The 19,118-nt window shown below is 62.1% G+C and carries 23 protein-coding genes; 17 read left to right on the top strand and 6 right to left on the bottom strand.

Annotation, left to right across the window (positions count from 1 at the left end):
- The first annotated feature begins 59 nt into the window (after positions 1–59).
- From Q0908_RS08155 to Q0908_RS08145, 3 genes are all read left to right on the top strand, one after another.
- A complete protein-coding gene (locus Q0908_RS08155) occupies positions 60–749 on the top strand; it encodes a glutathione S-transferase family protein (protein WP_299282793.1) in 690 nt (229 codons plus the stop codon).
- Positions 749–2,122 (top strand): L-serine ammonia-lyase, encoded by a 1,374-nt coding sequence (locus tag Q0908_RS08150; protein ID WP_299282791.1) that lies wholly within the window; start codon positions 749–751, stop codon positions 2,120–2,122. The genes Q0908_RS08155 and Q0908_RS08150 overlap by 1 nt, the downstream gene beginning before the upstream one ends.
- A gap of 153 nt (positions 2,123–2,275) precedes the next feature.
- Positions 2,276–3,229 carry a DMT family transporter gene (locus Q0908_RS08145; RefSeq protein ID WP_299282788.1) on the top strand — a complete coding sequence of 318 codons (954 nt, stop codon included), beginning with the start codon at positions 2,276–2,278 and terminating at the stop codon, positions 3,227–3,229.
- On the opposite strand, the gene Q0908_RS08140 is transcribed toward Q0908_RS08145, so the two are convergent.
- Entirely contained in the window at positions 3,147–3,866 is a 720-nt protein-coding gene (locus Q0908_RS08140) for a thiamine diphosphokinase (protein ID WP_299282785.1), read from the bottom strand. The genes Q0908_RS08145 and Q0908_RS08140 overlap by 83 nt on opposite strands.
- Positions 3,867–4,004: 138 nt before the next feature.
- On the opposite strand from Q0908_RS08140, the gene Q0908_RS08135 reads away from it, so the two are divergent.
- Entirely contained in the window at positions 4,005–6,164 is a 2,160-nt protein-coding gene (locus Q0908_RS08135) for a hypothetical protein (RefSeq protein ID WP_299282784.1), read from the top strand.
- A 71-nt stretch (positions 6,165–6,235) separates the two neighbouring features.
- A complete protein-coding gene (locus Q0908_RS08130) occupies positions 6,236–6,784 on the top strand; it encodes a GNAT family N-acetyltransferase (protein WP_299282782.1) in 549 nt (182 codons plus the stop codon).
- On the opposite strand, the gene Q0908_RS08125 is transcribed toward Q0908_RS08130, so the two are convergent.
- Positions 6,763–6,978 carry a DUF2842 domain-containing protein gene (locus tag Q0908_RS08125; RefSeq protein ID WP_299282780.1) on the bottom strand — a complete coding sequence of 72 codons (216 nt, stop codon included), beginning with the start codon at positions 6,976–6,978 and terminating at the stop codon, positions 6,763–6,765. The genes Q0908_RS08130 and Q0908_RS08125 overlap by 22 nt on opposite strands.
- 10 nt (positions 6,979–6,988) lie before the next feature.
- A complete protein-coding gene (locus Q0908_RS08120; RefSeq protein ID WP_299283158.1) occupies positions 6,989–8,281 on the bottom strand; it encodes an adenylosuccinate synthase in 1,293 nt (430 codons plus the stop codon).
- A gap of 188 nt (positions 8,282–8,469) precedes the next feature.
- Between Q0908_RS08120 and Q0908_RS08115 the strand changes: the two genes are divergently transcribed.
- Positions 8,470–8,865 (top strand): DUF6524 family protein, encoded by a 396-nt coding sequence (locus tag Q0908_RS08115; RefSeq protein ID WP_299282777.1) that lies wholly within the window; start codon positions 8,470–8,472, stop codon positions 8,863–8,865.
- A 92-nt stretch (positions 8,866–8,957) separates the two neighbouring features.
- On the opposite strand, the gene Q0908_RS08110 is transcribed toward Q0908_RS08115, so the two are convergent.
- From Q0908_RS08110 to nthA, 3 genes are read right to left on the bottom strand one after another with little or no spacing between them, the layout of a single operon-like run.
- The gene (locus Q0908_RS08110) at positions 8,958–9,266 is read right to left on the bottom strand and encodes a nitrile hydratase accessory protein (protein WP_299282774.1); all 309 of its coding nucleotides are present in this window, start codon (positions 9,264–9,266) and stop codon (positions 8,958–8,960) included.
- Positions 9,263–9,937 carry a nitrile hydratase subunit beta gene (gene nthB / locus Q0908_RS08105; RefSeq protein WP_299282771.1) on the bottom strand — a complete coding sequence of 225 codons (675 nt, stop codon included), beginning with the start codon at positions 9,935–9,937 and terminating at the stop codon, positions 9,263–9,265. Before nthB ends, Q0908_RS08110 begins: the two co-directional genes overlap by 4 nt.
- On the bottom strand, positions 9,934–10,551 hold the full coding sequence (nthA, locus tag Q0908_RS08100) for a nitrile hydratase subunit alpha (RefSeq protein ID WP_299282768.1): 618 nt from the start codon (positions 10,549–10,551) through the stop codon (positions 9,934–9,936). Before nthA ends, nthB begins: the two co-directional genes overlap by 4 nt.
- Before the next feature lie 166 nt (positions 10,552–10,717).
- Here nthA and secG point away from each other — a divergent pair, with 166 nt between their 5' ends.
- The 11 genes from secG (at position 10,718) to Q0908_RS08045 (ending at position 19,099) form a co-directional block, all read left to right on the top strand.
- Positions 10,718–11,086 carry a preprotein translocase subunit SecG gene (gene secG, locus Q0908_RS08095; protein ID WP_299282765.1) on the top strand — a complete coding sequence of 123 codons (369 nt, stop codon included), beginning with the start codon at positions 10,718–10,720 and terminating at the stop codon, positions 11,084–11,086.
- Between the two features lie 157 nt (positions 11,087–11,243).
- Positions 11,244–12,887 (top strand): CTP synthase, encoded by a 1,644-nt coding sequence (locus tag Q0908_RS08090; protein WP_299282763.1) that lies wholly within the window; start codon positions 11,244–11,246, stop codon positions 12,885–12,887.
- A 60-nt stretch (positions 12,888–12,947) separates the two neighbouring features.
- Positions 12,948–13,796, top strand: coding sequence for a hypothetical protein (locus Q0908_RS08085; RefSeq protein WP_299282761.1), 849 nt, complete (start codon positions 12,948–12,950; stop codon positions 13,794–13,796).
- A 67-nt stretch (positions 13,797–13,863) separates the two neighbouring features.
- Positions 13,864–14,352, top strand: a complete 489-nt coding sequence (locus Q0908_RS08080) for a Twin-arginine translocation pathway signal (RefSeq protein ID WP_299282758.1) — start codon at positions 13,864–13,866, stop codon at positions 14,350–14,352.
- A 7-nt stretch (positions 14,353–14,359) separates the two neighbouring features.
- Positions 14,360–14,959 (top strand): ferric reductase-like transmembrane domain-containing protein, encoded by a 600-nt coding sequence (locus Q0908_RS08075; protein ID WP_299282755.1) that lies wholly within the window; start codon positions 14,360–14,362, stop codon positions 14,957–14,959.
- 74 nt (positions 14,960–15,033) lie between these two features.
- Positions 15,034–15,807, top strand: a complete 774-nt coding sequence (gene rlmJ / locus Q0908_RS08070; protein ID WP_299282752.1) for a 23S rRNA (adenine(2030)-N(6))-methyltransferase RlmJ — start codon at positions 15,034–15,036, stop codon at positions 15,805–15,807.
- 14 nt (positions 15,808–15,821) lie between these two features.
- On the top strand, positions 15,822–16,253 hold the full coding sequence (locus Q0908_RS08065; protein WP_299282749.1) for a TerB family tellurite resistance protein: 432 nt from the start codon (positions 15,822–15,824) through the stop codon (positions 16,251–16,253).
- Positions 16,254–16,280: 27 nt separating this feature from the next.
- Entirely contained in the window at positions 16,281–16,715 is a 435-nt protein-coding gene (locus tag Q0908_RS08060) for a TerB family tellurite resistance protein (protein WP_299282746.1), read from the top strand.
- Positions 16,712–17,449: a PhnD/SsuA/transferrin family substrate-binding protein gene (locus tag Q0908_RS08055; RefSeq protein ID WP_299282743.1), complete on the top strand. Its 738-nt coding sequence runs from the start codon at positions 16,712–16,714 to the stop codon at positions 17,447–17,449. The genes Q0908_RS08060 and Q0908_RS08055 overlap by 4 nt, the downstream gene beginning before the upstream one ends.
- Positions 17,450–17,572: 123 nt before the next feature.
- Positions 17,573–18,346, top strand: coding sequence for an ATP-binding cassette domain-containing protein (locus Q0908_RS08050; protein ID WP_299282740.1), 774 nt, complete (start codon positions 17,573–17,575; stop codon positions 18,344–18,346).
- 30 nt (positions 18,347–18,376) lie between these two features.
- Positions 18,377–19,099, top strand: a complete 723-nt coding sequence (locus tag Q0908_RS08045) for a transporter substrate-binding domain-containing protein (protein WP_299282736.1) — start codon at positions 18,377–18,379, stop codon at positions 19,097–19,099.
- Positions 19,100–19,118: the final 19 nt, after the last annotated feature.

Below are 19,118 nucleotides of genomic sequence, written 5' to 3'. Positions count from 1 at the left end.
CGACCAAACGGTCGCTTTAGGGCAGTGCACGGGGTGCGCCCGCGCGCTATCACTGGCCCATGACTTACGTGCTGCACTACGCCCCCGACAACGCATCGCTGATCGTGCGACTGGCGCTCAACGCCCTGGACGTGCCGTTCGAGACGGCGCTGGTGGATCGCGCGGCGCACAGCCAACGCGACCCGGCCTATCTTGCACTCAATCCCAACGGGTTGATCCCGACGCTGATCACGCCGCATGGCCCACTCTTTGAGACTGGCGCGATCCTGCTTTGGCTGGTCGACACGCATGGCGATCTGGGTCCCGGCACCCAGAACAGCCGCCGCGCCGACTTCCTCAAGTGGCTGTTCTTCTGCTCCAACACCGTACACCCGGCCCTGCAACTGCTGTTCTATCCGCACAAGCTGGTCGGCGATGATCCAGAGGCCTGCAAGATGGTCACGACCGGGGCCAAGCGGCTGTTGCGCGCCCATTTCGCGACGCTGGACACCGCGCAAACGTCAGCTTTCGCACAGACAGAGGTAACGGTCATCGACCTCTATATCGCAACGATGCTACGCTGGTGCGCGATCTACGGCCCCGAGGATCGCACCTGGTTTTCGCTGGCCGACACACCGGCGCTGGCGCGCATTTGTGCCCACGTTGAGGCCCTGCCCGCCACAGGCCGCGCCCAGATGGCCGAAGGGCTTGGCGCAACCCCGTTTACCGCGCCCGCACGACCCAATCCCCCGGAAGGATCCGCACTCTGATGTTTTTGTCCGTATTCGAGATGTTCAAGGTCGGCATCGGCCCATCCTCGTCCCACACCATGGGGCCTATGGTGGCTGCCGCACGGTTTCTGGAGATGATGCGCGCCTCGCCCTTCCAGTTTTCAGGGCTGAAGGCGTCCCTGCATGGCAGCCTTGCCTTCACCGGGGTCGGACATGCGACAGATCGAGCGACGATACTGGGCCTTGCCGGGTTTGTGCCCGACACATACGACCATGACCGTGCCGAACAGGTGCTTGGAGATCTGCACGCCACGCAAACCCTGCACCCTGACGGCTTCGGACCTTTGCGGTTTGATCCCAAGACCGACCTGATCTTTGACTATGACACGCAACTTGCGGGGCATGCCAACGGGATGATCCTGATGGCCACGGATGCGCAAGGGGACGTGACCTTGCGGCAAGTGTTCTACTCCATCGGTGGCGGCTTCGTCATGACCGAAGAGGAACTCGCTGCGGGCAAAGCCACGGATGAGGGTGCCCCCGTCCCCTACCCGTTCAAATCCGCCGCCGAGATGCTGGAAATGGCCGCGCAATCTGGCAAGACCATCGCGCAGATGAAGCAAGCAAACGAGGAATCCCGCGGCGGGGCCGAAAACCTCAAGTCGGGGACCAAGCGGCTATGGCAGGTGATGCGCGATTGCATCGACCGTGGGCTTGAGACCGAAGGAACCCTGCCGGGCGGTCTATCCGTGAAACGCCGGGCCAAGGGCATTCATGACGCCCTGATCGCCGAGCGCGGGCTGAACCAAAGCGCGCCGCATACGATCAACGACTGGATGAGCGTCTATGCCATGGCCGTCAACGAGGAGAACGCGGCAGGCGGTCAGGTCGTGACCGCCCCTACCAACGGAGCGGCGGGGGTGCTGCCCGCAACATTGCGCTATTACCTCGACCATGTGCCGGGGGCCTCCGAGGCGCATATGCAGGACTTTCTGCTGACAGCAGCCGCCATTGGCGGTCTGGTCAAATTCAACGCCTCTATCTCCGGGGCCGAAGCGGGCTGCCAAGCGGAGGTCGGTAGTGCGGCGGCCATGGCGGCCGCAGGGCTGTGCGCGGTGATGGGCGGCTCCCCCCAACAGATCGAAAACGCGGCGGAGATCGCGTTGGAACACCATCTGGGAATGACATGCGATCCGGTGCGCGGGCTCGTGCAGGTGCCCTGCATCGAACGCAACGGACTGGGGGCGATCAAGGCGGTCAGCGCCGCCTCGCTGGCCCTGCGCGGGGATGGCACCCACCTTGTGCCGCTGGATGCATGCATCGAAACCATGCGCCAGACAGGCGCGGATATGAGCGAGAAATACAAGGAAACCTCCCTGGGAGGGTTGGCCGTCAACGTCCCCAACTGCTGAGGCCCGCGCGGCAGGGTCGGTGGGTGGGCGCCTTTCGCGACCGCGAAACAGTCCCACGCAGCGGACCGCACCAGCACGCTCTGACGCCAACGCGCATCATGACCGCAGCAACTCCCACGTTGTGTTCGCGTGATCCGCTGCTACCGTGCAGCAATGACTCAAGACCGCCCCTTTCTCGGCATCATGCTTATGCTGGGCTTTTGCGTCGTGGCCCCCATGGGTGACGCGTTTGCAAAACTGTTGGGCGGGTCCATCCCGCTTGGGCAACTGCTATTTGTGCGCTTTGGCATTCAAGTTGTCCTGCTGATCCCGCTGATCTGGGTGACCGGGCGGGCCTGGCGGATTCGGGGGCGGGTGTTGTGGCTGACGCTGCTGCGCACGGTGCTGCACATCGTCGGTATCGGGGCAATGTTCACGGCCCTCAAATTCCTGCCACTGGCCGATGCGGTCGCCATTGCCTTTGTCATGCCCTTCATCATGATGCTGCTCGGCAAATACGTGCTGAACGAAGAGGTGGGCAGCCGCCGCCTTTGGGCCTGTGTGGTCGGCTTTGTTGGCACGCTGCTGGTGGTTCAACCCAGCTTTGCCGAGGTGGGCTGGCCCGCCTTGCTGCCGCTGGCCGTGGCGATCAACTTTGCCTTCTTCATGCTGGTCACGCGCCATATCGCCAAGGACACCGACCCGGTCGGCCTGCAAGCGGTCAGCGGGGTCATGGCGATGATGATCATGGGGCCTATCCTGTGGCTGACCCAAGGCGCTGACCTGCCCGCATTGCAGCTTGTCACGCTCGACATCTCGCTGCCCGGTGATCAATGGACATCCCTGTTCGAGATGCCCCTGTTCCAACTGATCGCGATTGGGGTGCTTGGCACGCTGGCGCATCTGTTGATGACATGGTCGCTGCGCTATGCGCCCTCGGCGACCCTTGCGCCGATGCAGTATCTCGAAATTCCCGTGGCCACGATCATCGGCCTCGCCATCTTTGGCGATCTGCCAAACGGGCTGGCCGCCATCGGGATTTGCATCACGGTTGGGGCGGGTCTGTATATCGTATTTCGCGAGCGGGCCATCGCGCAGCTTGAGGCGCGCACGCCAGCGCCCGTATGACCCCCGCCAGCCGCGCACGGGGCAGGATCACCAACATGCAGGGCGCATCCATCTGCAAGCTGACAGGGCCTGTGGCCATATTCGACGTCCCGATGCGCGTGGCAGGATCAAAGCGCAATCCCTCGATCGGCCAGCGCAACCCCTCTGACACACCGCCCACCGGCCCAAGGGGAAACAAGGACACGGTATCCCCGTCCTCGGTCGGCAGCGTCACGTCAGACGGGCACAGAAACGTGACCTCGCTTGGTCCCAGCACAATGCAAGGGCGCTCCGGGCGGGCAGCCAGCACATGAAGAACGGCAAGGTGATGATCAACACGCCCCCCGGTAAAGCCCACGGCGACGACGACAGGGGCCTCGATATGGCGCAGGGCCTTGTCGAAATCGGTGCTGTCCTGTTCGCTGACCCTGATCTGGCGGTCGGGCGGAATGCGGGCAAGGGTCTGGGGCGACACACTGTCAAAATCACCGATGATGGCCGCCACGGCGACATCGGCCCTGTCCGCCAGTTCAGCACCTCCGTCCGCCGCGACGCAGGTGGGGGCCAAGGCGACCGCGTCCATGACATCCGCGACAGACGCCTCCCCACCGCCCAACAAGGTGATAGGGTCAAAACTGTGAACAATCTGCATGGTCATGGGTTTTTAATGCATTTTTCGGAAACAGATCACAATGTCGCCGCGAAATGATACCCTCCTCGGCACAGATTCGGGCCGCTTTGGTCCGGCATTGCGCCCTATAGAAACCTCCGCAAATCGGCAGAGGACGAGCATCCGATGACAAATAACAATAAGATTTTGACGGTCTCCTACGGCACCTTCTCGTGCACGCTGGAAGGCTTTGACGATAGTTTCGGCACGATGAAGGCGATTGCAGAATATTTCCGCGATCTGGCCTCTGACGACCGATATTTCGGGGCCGAGCCTCCGCAACCCGACGCTGAAATGTTGGCACGAATCGCAGAGCGCGAGATTTCGCGACGTGTCGAGGCGCGCGAGGACAAGGGCCGCATCGTGCTGAGCGCAGGTGAGGCCGAGGTGGCCCAAGCGCCAGCAGCCGCCGCCCTCGCCCCGGTGACCGTGCCAGAACAGGCCCCCGAGCCAGAGCAGGTGCCGGACATCGCCGAGGTTGAAGAGGCTGAGGTTGAAACCGCCGAAGTCCCCGAGGTCGCAGACGTCGAGGAGCCGACTCAAGAGGACGTCGTTGAGGCGACCACACCCGTCGCCGAAGACATCACGCCCGAGCCGGTATTGCCCGAGGCCGTCGCTGAGGCCGATGACACAACGGACGTCGCCGAGATTGAAGACAGCGCCGAGGCTTTCTTTGCGGATGTGACCGAAGATGCGGCCCCTGAAATGACCGCGCAAGACGCCACTGACGCAGTCGAAGACGCCGCTACCCTTGCGCCCGACAGCATCGCAGCCAAGCTGCAACGCATCCGGGCCGTGGTGTCCCAGCATCAGGACGACGATGACGAGGATGCGATGTTCGAAGACGAACACGCCGAAGACCTCGCGCCGTCCCAAGACGTGGATGACGCGATTGCGGCGGACACCGACCAATCCGCCTTCGTCGCCGAAACGGTAGACGCCATTGAGTCGGCGCAGTCGGATGAGGATAGCACCGAAGCGGACGTCGCTGAAGACGAGGATGATATCTCGTCGATCCTCTCGCGGTTTGACACCAATGACGAGGCCGTGGCCGAACAATCCGATATCGCGTCGGACATGTCGGACGACATCTCGTCCGACGCCGCAGAAGAGACATCGCAAGACAACGATGATGATCTGGGCCTCGACTCGCTGGCCGCCTTGATGGCGCGCGACACAGAGGACGAGGTGTACACCGCCGAAGCCGAGGAAAACCTGTTCGAGGACAGCGTCGAAGCGATCAACGCCGATGAGGACGAAGACCTCGCCGCGCCCGCGCCGCGCCGCGCCCGTGTGATCAAGGTCAAGCGCGCCGACATCGATGCCGCCATCGCCAAAGGCCAGATCGAGGAAGTCGCAGACGACGACGCAACCGCCACCTCGACCCTGTCCGACGAAGAGGAAGCGGAACTGCTGGCAGACCTTGCGCAGGTCGAAGCGGAGTTGCCCGACGACGCGCACGACGCCACATTCGAAGACGCCCTTGACGAAGATCTGATAGGCGACATTGCAGAAGATGACGTTTCCAAAGACGCCGACGCACACGACGTCATTGCAGAGGATGACCTCGTTGAGGACGATATCGCCGAAGATATCGAGGTTGCAGCCGAGGCAGAGTCCGAGGAGACCAAAGTCAACGACGATGATGTCTCGCGCCTGATGGCCGAGGCGGACAATCAGATGGACGAACCCGAAGGCTCAAGCCGCCGCAACGCGTTTGCCCATCTCAAGGCCGCTGTGGCCGCCAAAAAGGCGGATGCCGGGATCGGCAGCAAGGACGAGGAAGAAGAAGGGGCGTTCCGCTCTGATCTGGCCTCGGTCGTCAAACCCCGCCGACCCACCGTATCCAGCAGCCGCGGCGAGCGGCCTTCGGCCGAACGTCCCGCCCCTCTGAAACTCGTCGCAGAACAGCGCGTCGATGTTGAGGCCGCACCTAAAGGCCCCGTACGCCCACGCCGCGTCGCTGCCGTACAAGAGGTGACCCACGACACCGAGGACGAAGGCAACTTTGCCGATTACGCTTCGGACATGGGCGCGCATACCCTGCCCGACCTGCTTGAGGCGGCGGCCAGCTACCTCAGCTTTGTCGAGGGCCGCGATCAATTCTCGCGTCCCCAGTTGATGAGCAAAGTGCGTCAGGTGGAGGAACGCGACTTCAGCCGCGAAGACGGGCTGCGTTCGTTCGGTCAACTGCTGCGGGCAGGCAAGATCGAAAAGATCAAGGGGGGCCGCTTTACCGTGACAGGTGATATCGGCTACCGCCCTGATCAACGCGCCGCTGGCTGATACCGGCCACAGCGATAATCACGAAAAAGGCGCTCTTGTCGGAGCGCCTTTTTTCATGCTCTGTGACCGGCATGACATTTCCCGATCAACCCACACTGACAGGCCCGACGCTGCATCTGCGCCCGCTGCGCCTTGATGACCACGCAGCCCTCGCCGCAGCGGCCAGTGATCCGGCGATCTGGACAGGCCATCCCGCACGGGATCGTCATAAGCCAGAGGTCTTTGCCCCCTATTTCGACATGTTGCTTGATGCGGGCGGCACCCTTGTGATCACGGAACGGGGCAGCGATGCGGTGATCGGATGCTCACGCTACTACCCCGCCCCCGAAGGCCCCGGCGAAATCGGGATCGGCTTCACATTCCTGACCACCGCGCATTGGGGCGGCACCACCAATCGAGACCTCAAAACCCTGATGCTGGACCACGCATTTCGCCACGTGGACCGCGTGTGGTTCCATATCGATCCCAGCAACATCCGCTCGCAGAAAGCGACGGCAAAACTGGGCGCAAAATACATCGAAACGCGTGAACGCCCCTTGGGCACATCACCGGGGATGTGGATGTGCTACGCGTTGGAAAAATCAGTGTGGAAGGCCGCTCAGGCGTCAGGATCAGGCTGACCAATCCCTTTGAAGACGAACTTGAGTGGAAAGGCCCAGATCACCCCGAGGATGATGTAGATCAACAACTCGACCAAAAAGCCTGGCCGCTCGAACCAGCCCACGACCGTTACTGCCACCACGATGTAAAGCGGCACGCCCAGCATCAGAATGGCCAAAGCCAGCCGCTTTCGGGTCTTGTACGCCAGTGCCATATGCACCCCTTCAGTCCGCAAATGGGTCCCGGACGAGAATGGTGTCCTCCCGCTCGGGTGAGGTGGAAAGTAGGGCGACAGGGCAGTCGATCAACTCTTCGACGCGGCGCACATATTTGATCGCATTGGCCGGCAATTCGGCCCAACTGCGCGCGCCTTCGGTGGATTCGGACCAACCGGGCATTTCTTCGTAAACGGGTGTGCAGCGGGCCTGTTGATCAGCGGCGGTGGGCAGATAGTCCAGCTGCTTGCCGTCCAATTCATAGCCCACACAGATCTTGAGGGTCTCGAACCCGTCCAGCACATCGAGCTTGGTCAGCGAGATGCCATTCACGCCGCTGGTCGCGCAGGTTTGGCGCACAAGGCAGGCATCAAACCAGCCGCAACGGCGTTTGCGCCCGGTGGTGGTGCCAAACTCGTGGCCCCGCTCGCCAAGGCGCTGACCGTCCGCATCCTCAAGTTCGGTCGGGAATGGGCCCTCGCCCACGCGCGTGGTGTAAGCTTTGACAATGCCCAGCACGAAATCAATCGCACCGGGGCCGACCCCAACGCCCGTGGCCGCCTGCCCTGCAATCACGTTCGAGGACGTCACAAACGGATATGTGCCAAAGTCGATGTCCAGCAACGCGCCCTGCGCGCCCTCAAACAGGATGCGTTTGCCCGCTTTGCGCGCCTCGGTCATGACCTTCCAGACCGGGGCGGCGTATTCGAGGATGGCCGGTGCGATCTCTTTCAGCTTGGCGATCAGACCGTCGCGGTCGACAGGGTCCAGCCCCAGGCCGCGGCGCAACGCGTCGTGGTGGATCAACGCACGGTCCACGCGCAGCTCAAGCGTTGCCGCGTCAGCCAGATCTGCCACACGCACGACGCGGCGACCGACCTTGTCCTCATAAGCCGGCCCAATGCCCCGGCCCGTGGTGCCGATCTTGGCCACGGAGTTTTGGGATTCGCGGGCCCGGTCCAACTCTCCATGAATGGGCAGGATCAGCGGCGTGTTTTCAGCGATCATCAGCGTGTCGGGCGAGATATCGACCCCTTGACCGCGCAGCGTTTCGATCTCGGAAATCAGGTGCCAGGGATCAAGTACCACACCGTTGCCAATCACGCTCAGCTTGCCGCCGCGCACAACGCCGGATGGCAGCGCATGCAGCTTGTAGACGGCCCCGTCAATGACCAGCGTGTGACCCGCGTTGTGGCCCCCCTGAAAGCGCGCGATCACATCGGCACGCTCGCTCAGCCAATCGACAATCTTGCCCTTGCCCTCGTCGCCCCATTGCGCGCCGACAACCACCACATTGGCCATGCTGATCCCTTTCATGCAAACCCGCGCCCGTATAGCGAGGCTGTGCGGCATGCGAAACCGGTATCTGACGCAAAGCCTGCGGACATGTTTCTTTTGACCAAAAATACCGCCGCCGGAGGCATCCCACAGTTGCAACAGACCCGACTTCGCGGCATGAGCACGCCCATAACAACGCACGGATGACCGATATGGGCTTTCTCTGGCGCTGGCTGTTTGCCTTTGGGCTGCTGGCCGCAACCTACAACCCGACGGCCTACAATTACGTGGCCTGGGTCCGAGACTTCGGCGCGCAGAACCTGTCCATCGCGGTGCTGGCCGGGCTGCTTTTGCTGATTGGATACATCATCTATCTACGCGCAACGCTGCGCTCAATCGGCGGGTTCGGCATGGCGCTGGTTCTGGCCGTCGTCGGGGCGAGCCTGTGGGTTCTTTATGATCTGGGCGTGCTCAAACTCGACAATCCCGGGCTGAACGTGTGGTTGGCACTTCTGGCGCTGTCGCTGGTCCTTGGGGTTGGTCTGAGCTGGAGCCATGTGCGCCGCTATCTGTCGGGTCAGGCAGATATGGATGATGTGGACGAGTAAGACGCGCCATGTCGCGGCTTAGCTGGGGGCGCTGCCCCCGGCCTGCGGCCTCCCCCGGCATATTTGTTGAACAATGAAGGGCACGGGGTCTTTCAGTCCAGCGTGACGGGTTGGCCGTGGGGTGTGGCCAGATAGGCCGCTGTCCATGCTGCCTGCGCTTCGCGCACCTTGTCTGGCGAGGCCGCACCCAATTCGGCGAGGTAGGCTTCAAGCGTTTCCAGCCATGCCGCGAAATAATCATCGCCGCCATTGAGATCCTTGCTGAGCCCATGGGTTTTGAGGGTCGCCCCAAACCGCGCAGCCCAATCGGGCCATGCAAAGACACCCGCCTCGTTCAGATGCACCGTCAGCGCAAAGACCTGGGCATGCCAAGGGGCCTCGAATGCCGGTTCGGGCCTCATCCGGGTGCCAGATAGCTGTCCCACAGATCAAGGATCACCTCGTCCTGCGGGTGTTCGGGATGCGCCCAGATATCAACGGCGCGCACGGCCACTGCGTAAAGCGGTTCGGCGGCTTCGCCCAAGCGATGTGCGCTGCTGTCGGGCAAAACGTGACTGCCGTGCAGGCGCAGGATGGTGCCCTTGGCCCCTGCCGCGTATTCGGGCAAGCGGGTGTGGCCACCGGGCACGGTTACGTTTTCGGCAAACGCTCTGATCTCGACCGTATCGCCGGGTGCAAACCGCGCGGGCACGGTGCTCGGCCGGTCGGCAGGCCCCCCTTTGGCCAGCACGGCCGCAACCGCGCCCGGTTCCAGCCGTTTGGCGGCCAAGGGGCTGTCGCTCGACGCTTTGCCTTGGGCCAGCTCATCCGCACTCAGCGCGCCTGTATCTACCAGCAAGTCAGCCAGCGCCGCCATCCATTTTTCGTAGTAGGAAAATCGCGCATAGTCCATCGGGGCCAGCGACTCGCGGGCATGGCGCGATACATCAATGTTCCACAGCCCAAGCGAACCGCAGGCAAGAGTCACGGCCAACGCGCGGGGATGCCAATCGGCGTGAAACATCACTCCCTCTTCCTCGGGGATCACCGGCCCGTCGCCAAAGCGGCCACCCATATCATGCACCCGGCTCATGGGGTGCCCGCCAGCGCGCAGCCAATCATCGCGTCACGGGAGACAAGGTCCATCAAACCCGCCTCTTCCAGCCCTTCGGACCCTTCCGGGCGCATCGGCAGCACCAGATAGCGCACTTCCGCTGTCGAATCCCAAACCCGCACGGCGGTGTCTTCGGGCAGCGTCACGCCAAAATCGGCCAGCACCTTGCGCGGCTCACGTACCGCACGCGCCCTGTAGGCATCGGATTTGTACCAGCCCGGCGGAATGCCAAGCAGCGGCCACGGGTAACAGGAACACAAGGTACACACGACCATGTTGTGCACCTGCGCCGTGTTTTCGACGACCACCATATGTTCGCCTTGGCGCCCATAATATCCCATCTCGGACACCACTGCGTCCGCATCCTCCAACAAAGCCGCCTTAAAGTACGGGTCCGCCCAGGCGCGGGCCACCACATGGGCTCCGTTGCGCGGCCCGATCTTGTTTTCGTAGGTGTCGATGATTTCGTCCAGCGCGGCGGGATCAATCAGCCCCTTCTGCGTCAGGATCGTTTCAAGCGCCTTGACCCGCAAGGCAGGGTCAGACGGCAGCAGGCTGTGCGGGTGAGCGTGATCAGAATGGTCATGGGGCATGCGTTCGACTTTGGGACAGGCGAACCCAAATATCCACCCGTTTTTGCACGCCGTCCAACCGACCACATGCAGCCGCGCGCGCGTGCGGGCAAAAGGCGACTTGCGGGAGGGGGCGTTCTTGCATAGATACCGCCCATCGCGCAGCTTGAAAGGGCAATTCCCTCACATGGAAAACGTCGTTCTCATCGTCCATCTGATCCTCGCGCTCGGCCTGATTGCCGTGGTGCTGATGCAGCGCTCCGAAGGGGGCGGTCTGGGCATGGGTGGTGGCGGCGGTGGCGGCGCGATGACGGGCCGGTCTGCGGCGTCGGCCCTGTCGAAGGTGACCTGGGTGCTCGCGATCTGCTTTATCATCACCTCAATCACGCTGACGATCATTGCGGCGCGCAATGCCTCGGGCACATCCGTCATTGACCAGTTGGGCATCACACCGCCTGCGCAAAACACCCCTGACGCGGACCTTGCCCCGCCCGGGGGCGATCTCTTGCCGCCGACCGCAGGGGATGACGCCCCGCTGGTGCCAAGCGCCGATTAACGAAATCTTGAGGGCAATCAACGCGCTATAACATCATGTAGCGCGCGCCTTGCCCCTTCAATGCGAATCCTGTTATACTGAGGCCCCGTGGGGAGCGTTGATTTGCGCCGCCCGCATTCGGCCTTGGCCTGCATGAACCACGGGAGACCACCACCATATGGCACGCTATATCTTCATCACCGGCGGCGTTGTGTCATCGCTTGGCAAGGGTCTGGCCTCGGCCGCATTGGGCGCGCTTTTGCAGGCCCGTGGGTTTTCGGTGCGCTTGCGCAAGCTCGACCCTTATCTGAACGTCGATCCCGGCACGATGTCGCCTTTCGAGCATGGCGAAGTGTTCGTGACCGATGACGGAGCAGAAACCGATTTGGATCTGGGTCATTACGAACGCTTCACCGGGGTGGCGGCGCGCAAGACTGATTCCGTGTCCTCGGGTCGCGTTTATTCCACCGTCCTCGAAAAGGAGCGGCGCGGCGACTATCTGGGCAAGACCATTCAGGTGATCCCCCACGTCACAAACGAGATCAAGGATTTCATCAATATCGGCGATGATGAGGTCGACTTCATGCTCTGCGAGATCGGCGGCACAGTGGGCGATATCGAAGGGCTGCCGTTTTTTGAAGCGATCCGGCAATTCAGTCAGGACAAGCCGCGCGGGCAATGTATCTTTATGCACCTGACCCTGTTGCCTTATATCAAGGCGAGCGGTGAGTTGAAAACGAAGCCCACGCAGCACTCGGTGAAAGAACTCCGCTCCATCGGGATCGCGCCTGACATTCTGGTCTGCCGCTCCGAAGGGCCGATCCCCGTCAAGGAACGCGAGAAACTCGCCCTGTTTTGCAATGTGCGCCCTGAATCGGTGATCGCCGCCCAGGACCTGTCCACCATCTATGACGCCCCCCTCGCCTATCACCGTGAGGGCATGGATCAGGCCGTGCTGGACGCCTTTCAGATCAGCCCCGCGCCCAAGCCGGATCTGTCCAAATGGGAAGATGTCAGCGACCGCATCCACAACGCCGAAGGTGAGGTAAAGGTCGCCATCGTGGGCAAATACACCCAGCTTGAGGATGCCTATAAATCTATCGCCGAGGCGCTGACCCATGGCGGCATGGCCAACCGGGTGCGCGTCAAGATCGAGTGGGTGGATGCCGAATTGTTCGACAATGCCGACGCGGCCCCGCACCTTGACGGGTTCCATGCCATCGTTGTCCCCGGCGGCTTTGGCGAACGCGGCACCGAGGGCAAGATCAAGGCCGCCGAATTCGCGCGCACCCACAAGGTACCCTATCTGGGCATTTGTCTGGGCATGCAGATGGCGGTGATCGAGGCGGCGCGCAATGTGGCGGGCCTCAAGGCCGCTGGCTCCGAAGAATTTGATCACGAGGCGGGCAAAAAGCGGTTCGAGCCGGTCGTCTATCACCTCAAGGAATGGGTGCAGGGCAATCACAAGGTTGAACGCAAGGTGGGCGACGACAAAGGCGGCACGATGCGCCTTGGGGCCTACGATGCGACGCTCAAGGAAGGATCGCGCGTGGCCGAGGTCTACGGGCGCACCGCCATCGACGAACGCCACCGCCACCGCTACGAGGTGGACATCGCCTACCGCGAACAGCTTGAAAGGGCCGGGCTTTGCTTCTCGGGCATGTCGCCCGACGGCAAGTTGCCCGAGATCGTGGAATGGTCGGATCATCCTTGGTTTATCGGGGTGCAATTCCACCCCGAACTGAAATCCAAACCCTTTGAGCCGCACCCGCTGTTTCAGGACTTTGTGCGCGCCGCAAGGGACGTCAGCCGCCTCGTCTGATCCGCTTTGCGGGAATCGGCAGCTATGGCACCTTTGGGACGCGCCTCAAGGAGTGCCCCGATGACCATGATTAGCACCGCCATTCAGACTGGCGAGCGCCGCTATCAGCCGCATATCAACATGAGCCATGACGCGCAGATCAACCAGCGGCGCTCAGCCTTTCTGGTGGGTGCTGTGGCCGTCGGTTTGCCGACCGCTATGATCCTTGTGGGGCTGTTACTGTCCACGTGTTTTTACGACAGCATCTCGCATTATTATTACGCACAGTTTTGGGGCAGCGTCTTTATCGGCTGCCTGTTGTTTATCGGTACCTACCTGCTGGCCTGGCAGGGACATTCGGATGGCGAGCGCATCCTCGCCAACTTCGCGGCCCCCTTCGCCTGGGGGGTGGCCCTGTTCCCCACCGCAGGCGCGGGTTGTACGGAGCCAACATGGGAAGGGCGCGTCTTTGCCGACCTCGCTTTGAACGACGACATCATCACAGCAACCTTTGACAGTCCCTTTGCGCTATTGCCTTGGACCTCAACTGCACACTTTATCAGCGCCACGATCCTGTTTGTGGTGCTCGCCTACTTCTCCCGCTACGTGTTCACCCGCATCGTGCCCGAGCGCGATATCGACCCGGCCACCGGCGACATCCGTCCCGAAAAGCTGCGGCGCAACCGGATCTATCGGGCATGCGGATGGGTCATGGTGGCGTCTATTGCCGCTATCGGCTCGAACATCGTAGTCGAGAAAATAACCCGCGAACCTATCCCACACTGGAACGACCTGAACGGTACCCTCATCTTTGAAGCAATCGCCCTCTACGCTTTTGGCTACTCGTGGATGGTCAAGGGGCGGTTCTGGGACAAGCGCCATGTCGATCAGGTAGCTCTGACCGCGGGCGACCCCATCACGACCCCGTGACCCCGGTTTATCCGGCGTGATATCCTCTTACCTCAAGAGGAACCGCCACACATCGAGGAGACCCGCCATGATCACCCTCCCCCGTCGCACGGTGCTTGCGACCGGCTCCGCCGCCTTGCTGACCACCGCCCTCGGCATTCCCGCCCGCGCCCAAGGGGTCGCCCCCACACCGACCATGCGCGGTGGGGCCAACAATTATCTGCCGGGTGCGCCCATCGTCGAACGCATCGGCGGCGGCGGCTTTTTGATGACCGGCACGGTGCGGCGTGCCGGTGACGGTACCCCGATTGCCAACGCGCGCATCCAGATGTGGGCGCACACCACCGAAGGGCACGAACGCGACCAGCGCAGCCACGGGGCCACGCTGACGGACGCCAATGGCCGCTTTCAGATGGATATGCCGCAAATCGTACCCGCCTTTGGGCAGGCGCATGGCCACCTCGCCTATGACGCCGACTTGGATGGCAACGGTTTCCAGACCGTATTCCTGCGCCCGGTGATGCGCAGCGCGTCCGACACGACGCTGGACGTGGCCTTCGTCTTGCAACCGGCCTGAACTGACGGTGCGCCACGGACAGTCGGGCCTGCGCACCGCGCTGATCTGGGCCGGTGTTGCGCTTGGCGTGACCCTGCCGTTGATCGCGGCGGTGACCAGTCCACTGCTGGCGTGGCGCAGCGGGATCTACATTGCCTCGGGTTTTACGGGCATTTTTGCAATGGGCCTGTTGCTGCTCCAACCGCTGCTGGCGACCAACGCGCTGCCGGGGTTGCACCCAATGCGCGCCCGGCGGGTGCATCGTGGGATCGGAGCCTTGTTGGTGGCGGCGGTTGTTGCCCATGTGGTCGGATTGTGGATCACAAGTCCGCCGGATGTGGTGGATGCACTGCTGTTGTCCTCGCCCACCCCGTTCTCGATCTGGGGTGTGACTGCGATGTGGGCGGTGTTTTGCGCAGCCGCTCTGGCAGTGTTTCGGCGGCACCTTAGGCTTTCGATGTGGCGCGTCCTGCACATGAGCGTGGCCATCCTGATCGTGGCCACGACGATTGCCCATGTGGCGCTGATCGACGGCACGATGGAGATCGTGACCAAGATCGGCCTGAGCCTGCTGGTGGGGGCCGCCACAGCCCGGATGGTCTACCTCAAGCTGCCACGGCGCGACTGACATTGCCCATCATATGATTCGCCTGCCACACGATCAGCATTGCGCTGCCCGCTCTTTCCGCTACACCGCGCCACATGCTCAGCTATCAACACATCTACCACGCCGGGAATCTGGCGGATGTCCACAAGCACAGCCTGCTGGCTTGGATGCTGGATTACCTCACGCGCAAGGACAAACCGGTCAGCTATATCGAGACGCATGGGGGGCGCGCGCTTTACGATCTGAGCGCCGATGAGGCGCTGAAAACCGGTGAGGCCGCACAGGGGATCGCGCGCGTCAGACATTGGTTTGACAGCGATCATCCCTACATGCAGTCCCTGCGCCAAACTTCTGAAAAAGCTGGAGAAAATTCCTATCCCGGCTCGCCTATGATCGCAATACAGCGCCTGCGCGACACCGATCAGATTACGGTCGCTGAACTGCACCCCGCCGAGCACAGTGCCCTTGAACTGGCCCTGCCCACCGCAACCTGCCGGCGCACCGACGGGTTTGCCTTGGGCCATGCGATGCTGCCGCCCACACCGCGTCGGGGGCTGATGCTGATCGACCCCAGTTACGAGATCAAGGATGACTACGACACCATTCCCGGCCACATCAAAAAATACGCACGCGCATGGAACGTCGGGATCATCGTTTTGTGGTATCCAGTCCTCACGTCAGGCGCACATCATAGGATGTTGAAAACACTAAAAAATGACCATCCCGACGGCGCGCGATACGAGGTTTCATTCCCGCCCGCGCGGCCCGGGCACGGCATGATTGGATCAGGTTTGTTCGTCATTCGCCCCCCCTTTGGGCTTGCCGAGCAGGCTGCAATTCTGAAAACTCGCTTCGACACTCTCAGTTAAAGGGTTCACCCCACGTGTTCGAACGCCTATTTCCAAAACGCCCGCCGACCACCCAGCCTTTGCCCGAACCCACGCCGCAACTGGCCTTGGGTGCGCTTTTGGTGCGGATCGCGATGGCCGACAGCGAATACCAAGCCGCCGAAGTGGGAGCCATCGACAAGATCCTGTCGGCGACGTTCAACCTCAAACCCCTGGACGCGGCCAAGCTGCGCGCCACCTGCGAAGCACTTGAGCGCCACGCACCTGGCACGCCTGAGTTTGCCGAAATCCTGCGCGACACGGTGCCCTACGCCGATCGCCTGGGGCTTGCGCTGTCGATGTGGCAGGTCTTGCTGGCTGACGGCCAACACGCCGCCATTGAAGAAGACAGCTTGCACCAGATCGAGGCGGCAATGGGCATCACCCCGGCGGACAGCGCGGATATCAAGACACGCGCGCTTGGTTAATCCGTTGCACTGCCTTATGTACCACTCATGTTCCAGGACCTCCTAAAACGGCTGATCCAGCCTGAACCCGCGCCCATCACCGACTCTGATGCGCGTTTGGCTCTGACCGCGCTGCTTGTGCGTGTCGCACGCTCAGACAATGACTATTCCGGTGATGAAAAGCGGTTGATCGACGCGATCACGCAGGATCGCTACGGGCTTTCAGCCAGCGGTGCCAATGACTTACGCGTCGAAGCCGAAGCGATGGAAGCCGAGGCCCCCGACACCGTCCGCTTTACCCGCGCCATCAAGGACGCGGTCGCCTATGAGCACCGCCTCGGGGTGATCGAGGCCTTGTGGAAGGTCGTGCTGGCCGATGGCCAACGCGCGCAGGAAGAGGATGCGCTGTTGCGTCTGGTCTCGAACCTGCTTGGCATCACCGACCGCGACAGTGCCCTTGCCCGACAGAGGGTTGGTGGGTGATCGCATCCCTTGGCATGTACGACATGCCGCATGCCACCGCTGCACATGATCGCCTCTGGACCGCCATCCGGGCCGAGTTGGGCTATGGACCGCATGCGCTCGACCGCACTACGGAGATGTGGAAAGGCTGGCAATCGCCCGACCTGTTGATCTCCCAGACCTGTGGGCTGCCCTATCGGGCGCGGCTGTTCGGACAGGTCACGCTGGTCGGCACCCCCGATTACGGGCTACGCGACTGCCCGCCGGGATACTATTACAGCTATATCGTACGCCGACGCCGGGACACCCGCAACCTGCGTGAGCTGACACGTACAGGGCGGCTGGCCTATAACGACCCATTGTCCCAATCGGGCTGGGCGGCCCCCTATGCGCAGATATCGTCGATCGGCCAAACCCCTGGGAACAAGGTGGAAACAGGCGGTCACGTCGCCTCGATCCAGGCGGTATTGGACGGTGCGGCGGATTACGCAGGCATCGACGTCGTCACCTATCTGATGTGGAGCGCGGCGCATCCCGATGCTGCCGCCGGGCTCGAGACCTTCATGCGCACCACCCCCACGCCCGGCCTGCCACTGATCACCGCCCGCAAGCGGGATCCAAAACCCATTGCCCGCGCCGTGACCTGCGCGATCAAGGCCATGTCCGAGGCGGACCGCGCGATCCTTTACCTCAAAGGGTTGGTCGACATCAATGAGGCGACCTACCGCGCGCAACCTATACCACCGATGCCCTGATCATTCGGGCATCACTTGGCGCCAGATCGCACAATCCATGTGCACTCTCAGGCATTTGGCCGTGGACTTGGCACCGATTCTGCGCCCATATACCCGCTGATAAAACCAAGATGGGCCTGCCCCTTGACCGACCAACCCGTTATCGAGATCAAAAATCTCCACAAAGCCTATGGCGCACTTGAGGTGCTCAAGGGGGTCGACATCGCCGCCAAGCGGGGGGATGTGGTGTCGCTGATCGGCTCGTCCGGCTCTGGAAAATCCACGCTCTTGCGCTGCTGCAACCTGCTCGAGGACAGCCAGCAGGGCGAGGTGCTGTTCAAGGGCGAACCGGTGGCGTGGAAAGGCAGCGCCCATGCGCGCCGCCCGTCCGATCCCAAACAGGTGCTGCGCATCCGCACGAACCTGTCGATGGTGTTCCAGCAGTTCAATCTTTGGGCCCACATGACCATCCTGCAAAACGTGATGGAGGCGCCCGTGACCGTGCTGCGCCGTGACCCGGCCGAGGTCGAAAGTGCCGCGCGCGGCTATCTCGACAAGGTGGGAATTGGCGATAAATGCGACGTCTATCCCGCGCAATTGTCGGGTGGCCAGCAACAGCGCGCCGCCATCGCGCGGGGCCTTTGCATGGAACCTGAGGCTCTGCTATTTGACGAGCCCACCAGCGCCCTAGACCCCGAACTCGAGCAGGAAGTCGTCCGCGTCATCAAAGACTTGGCTGCCGAAGGACGCACCATGCTGATCGTGACCCATGACATGAAACTGGCCGCCGACGTAAGTGATCACGTCGTGTTCCTGCATCAGGGCCTGATCGAAGAACAAGGGGCACCGGACCAGCTGTTCGGCGCACCTAAATCCGAACGTTTGCGTGGATTTCTATCATCCACCCACGCCGCGTAACCCAAAAACAAAAAACGGGAGTTATCACTCATGAAATCCATTCTTCTCAGCACTGTTGCGGTCGCCCTGACGGCTACATTTGCGCTTGCCGACGGCCACTCGGTCGTGCGCATGGGCACCGAGGGTGCCTACCCTCCCTACAACTTCATCAATGACGCGGGCGAAGTCGCAGGCTTTGAGCGCGACTTGGGCGACGAGCTGTGCGCGCGCGCCGAATTGACCTGCGAGTGGGTCACCAACGAATGGGACAGCATCATTCCCAACCTCGTATCGGGCAACTACGACGTCATCATCGCCGGCATGTCCATCACGGACGAGCGTGACGAAGTGATTGATTTCACACAGAACTACACGCTGCCTGACCCCTCCGCCTATGTCGCAGCGTCCGAAGACGTGGACCTCGAAGGGGGCGTACTGGCCGCGCAGGCCAACACGATCCAGGCCGCTTTCATCGCTGAAACAGGTGCCACACTGGTCGAATTCGCAACGCCCGAAGAAACTGTTGCTGCCGTGAAAAACGGCGAAGCGGATGCGGTTCTGGCCGATAAGGCGTTCCTGACGCCCATCGCGGAGTCCGACGCGGATCTGGTCATGCTCGAACAAGAAGAGCTGATCGGCGGCGGCGTCGGTCTTGGCCTGCGCGAAAGCGACACGGAGCTGAAGGACAAGTTCAACGCGGCCATCACCTCGATGAAAGAAGACGGCTCGCTCAATGAACTGATCGCAAAATGGGAAATCGGCGACGGTTTCTAAAGAAAAAACCGGGGGAGGG

Origin of the sequence: uncultured Tateyamaria sp. (genome assembly GCF_947494755.1) — a bacterium.
GTDB lineage: Bacteria > Pseudomonadota > Alphaproteobacteria > Rhodobacterales > Rhodobacteraceae > Tateyamaria.
Note: the sequence above shows the minus strand (reverse complement) of the source record. Positions and strands in the feature narration are given on the sequence as shown.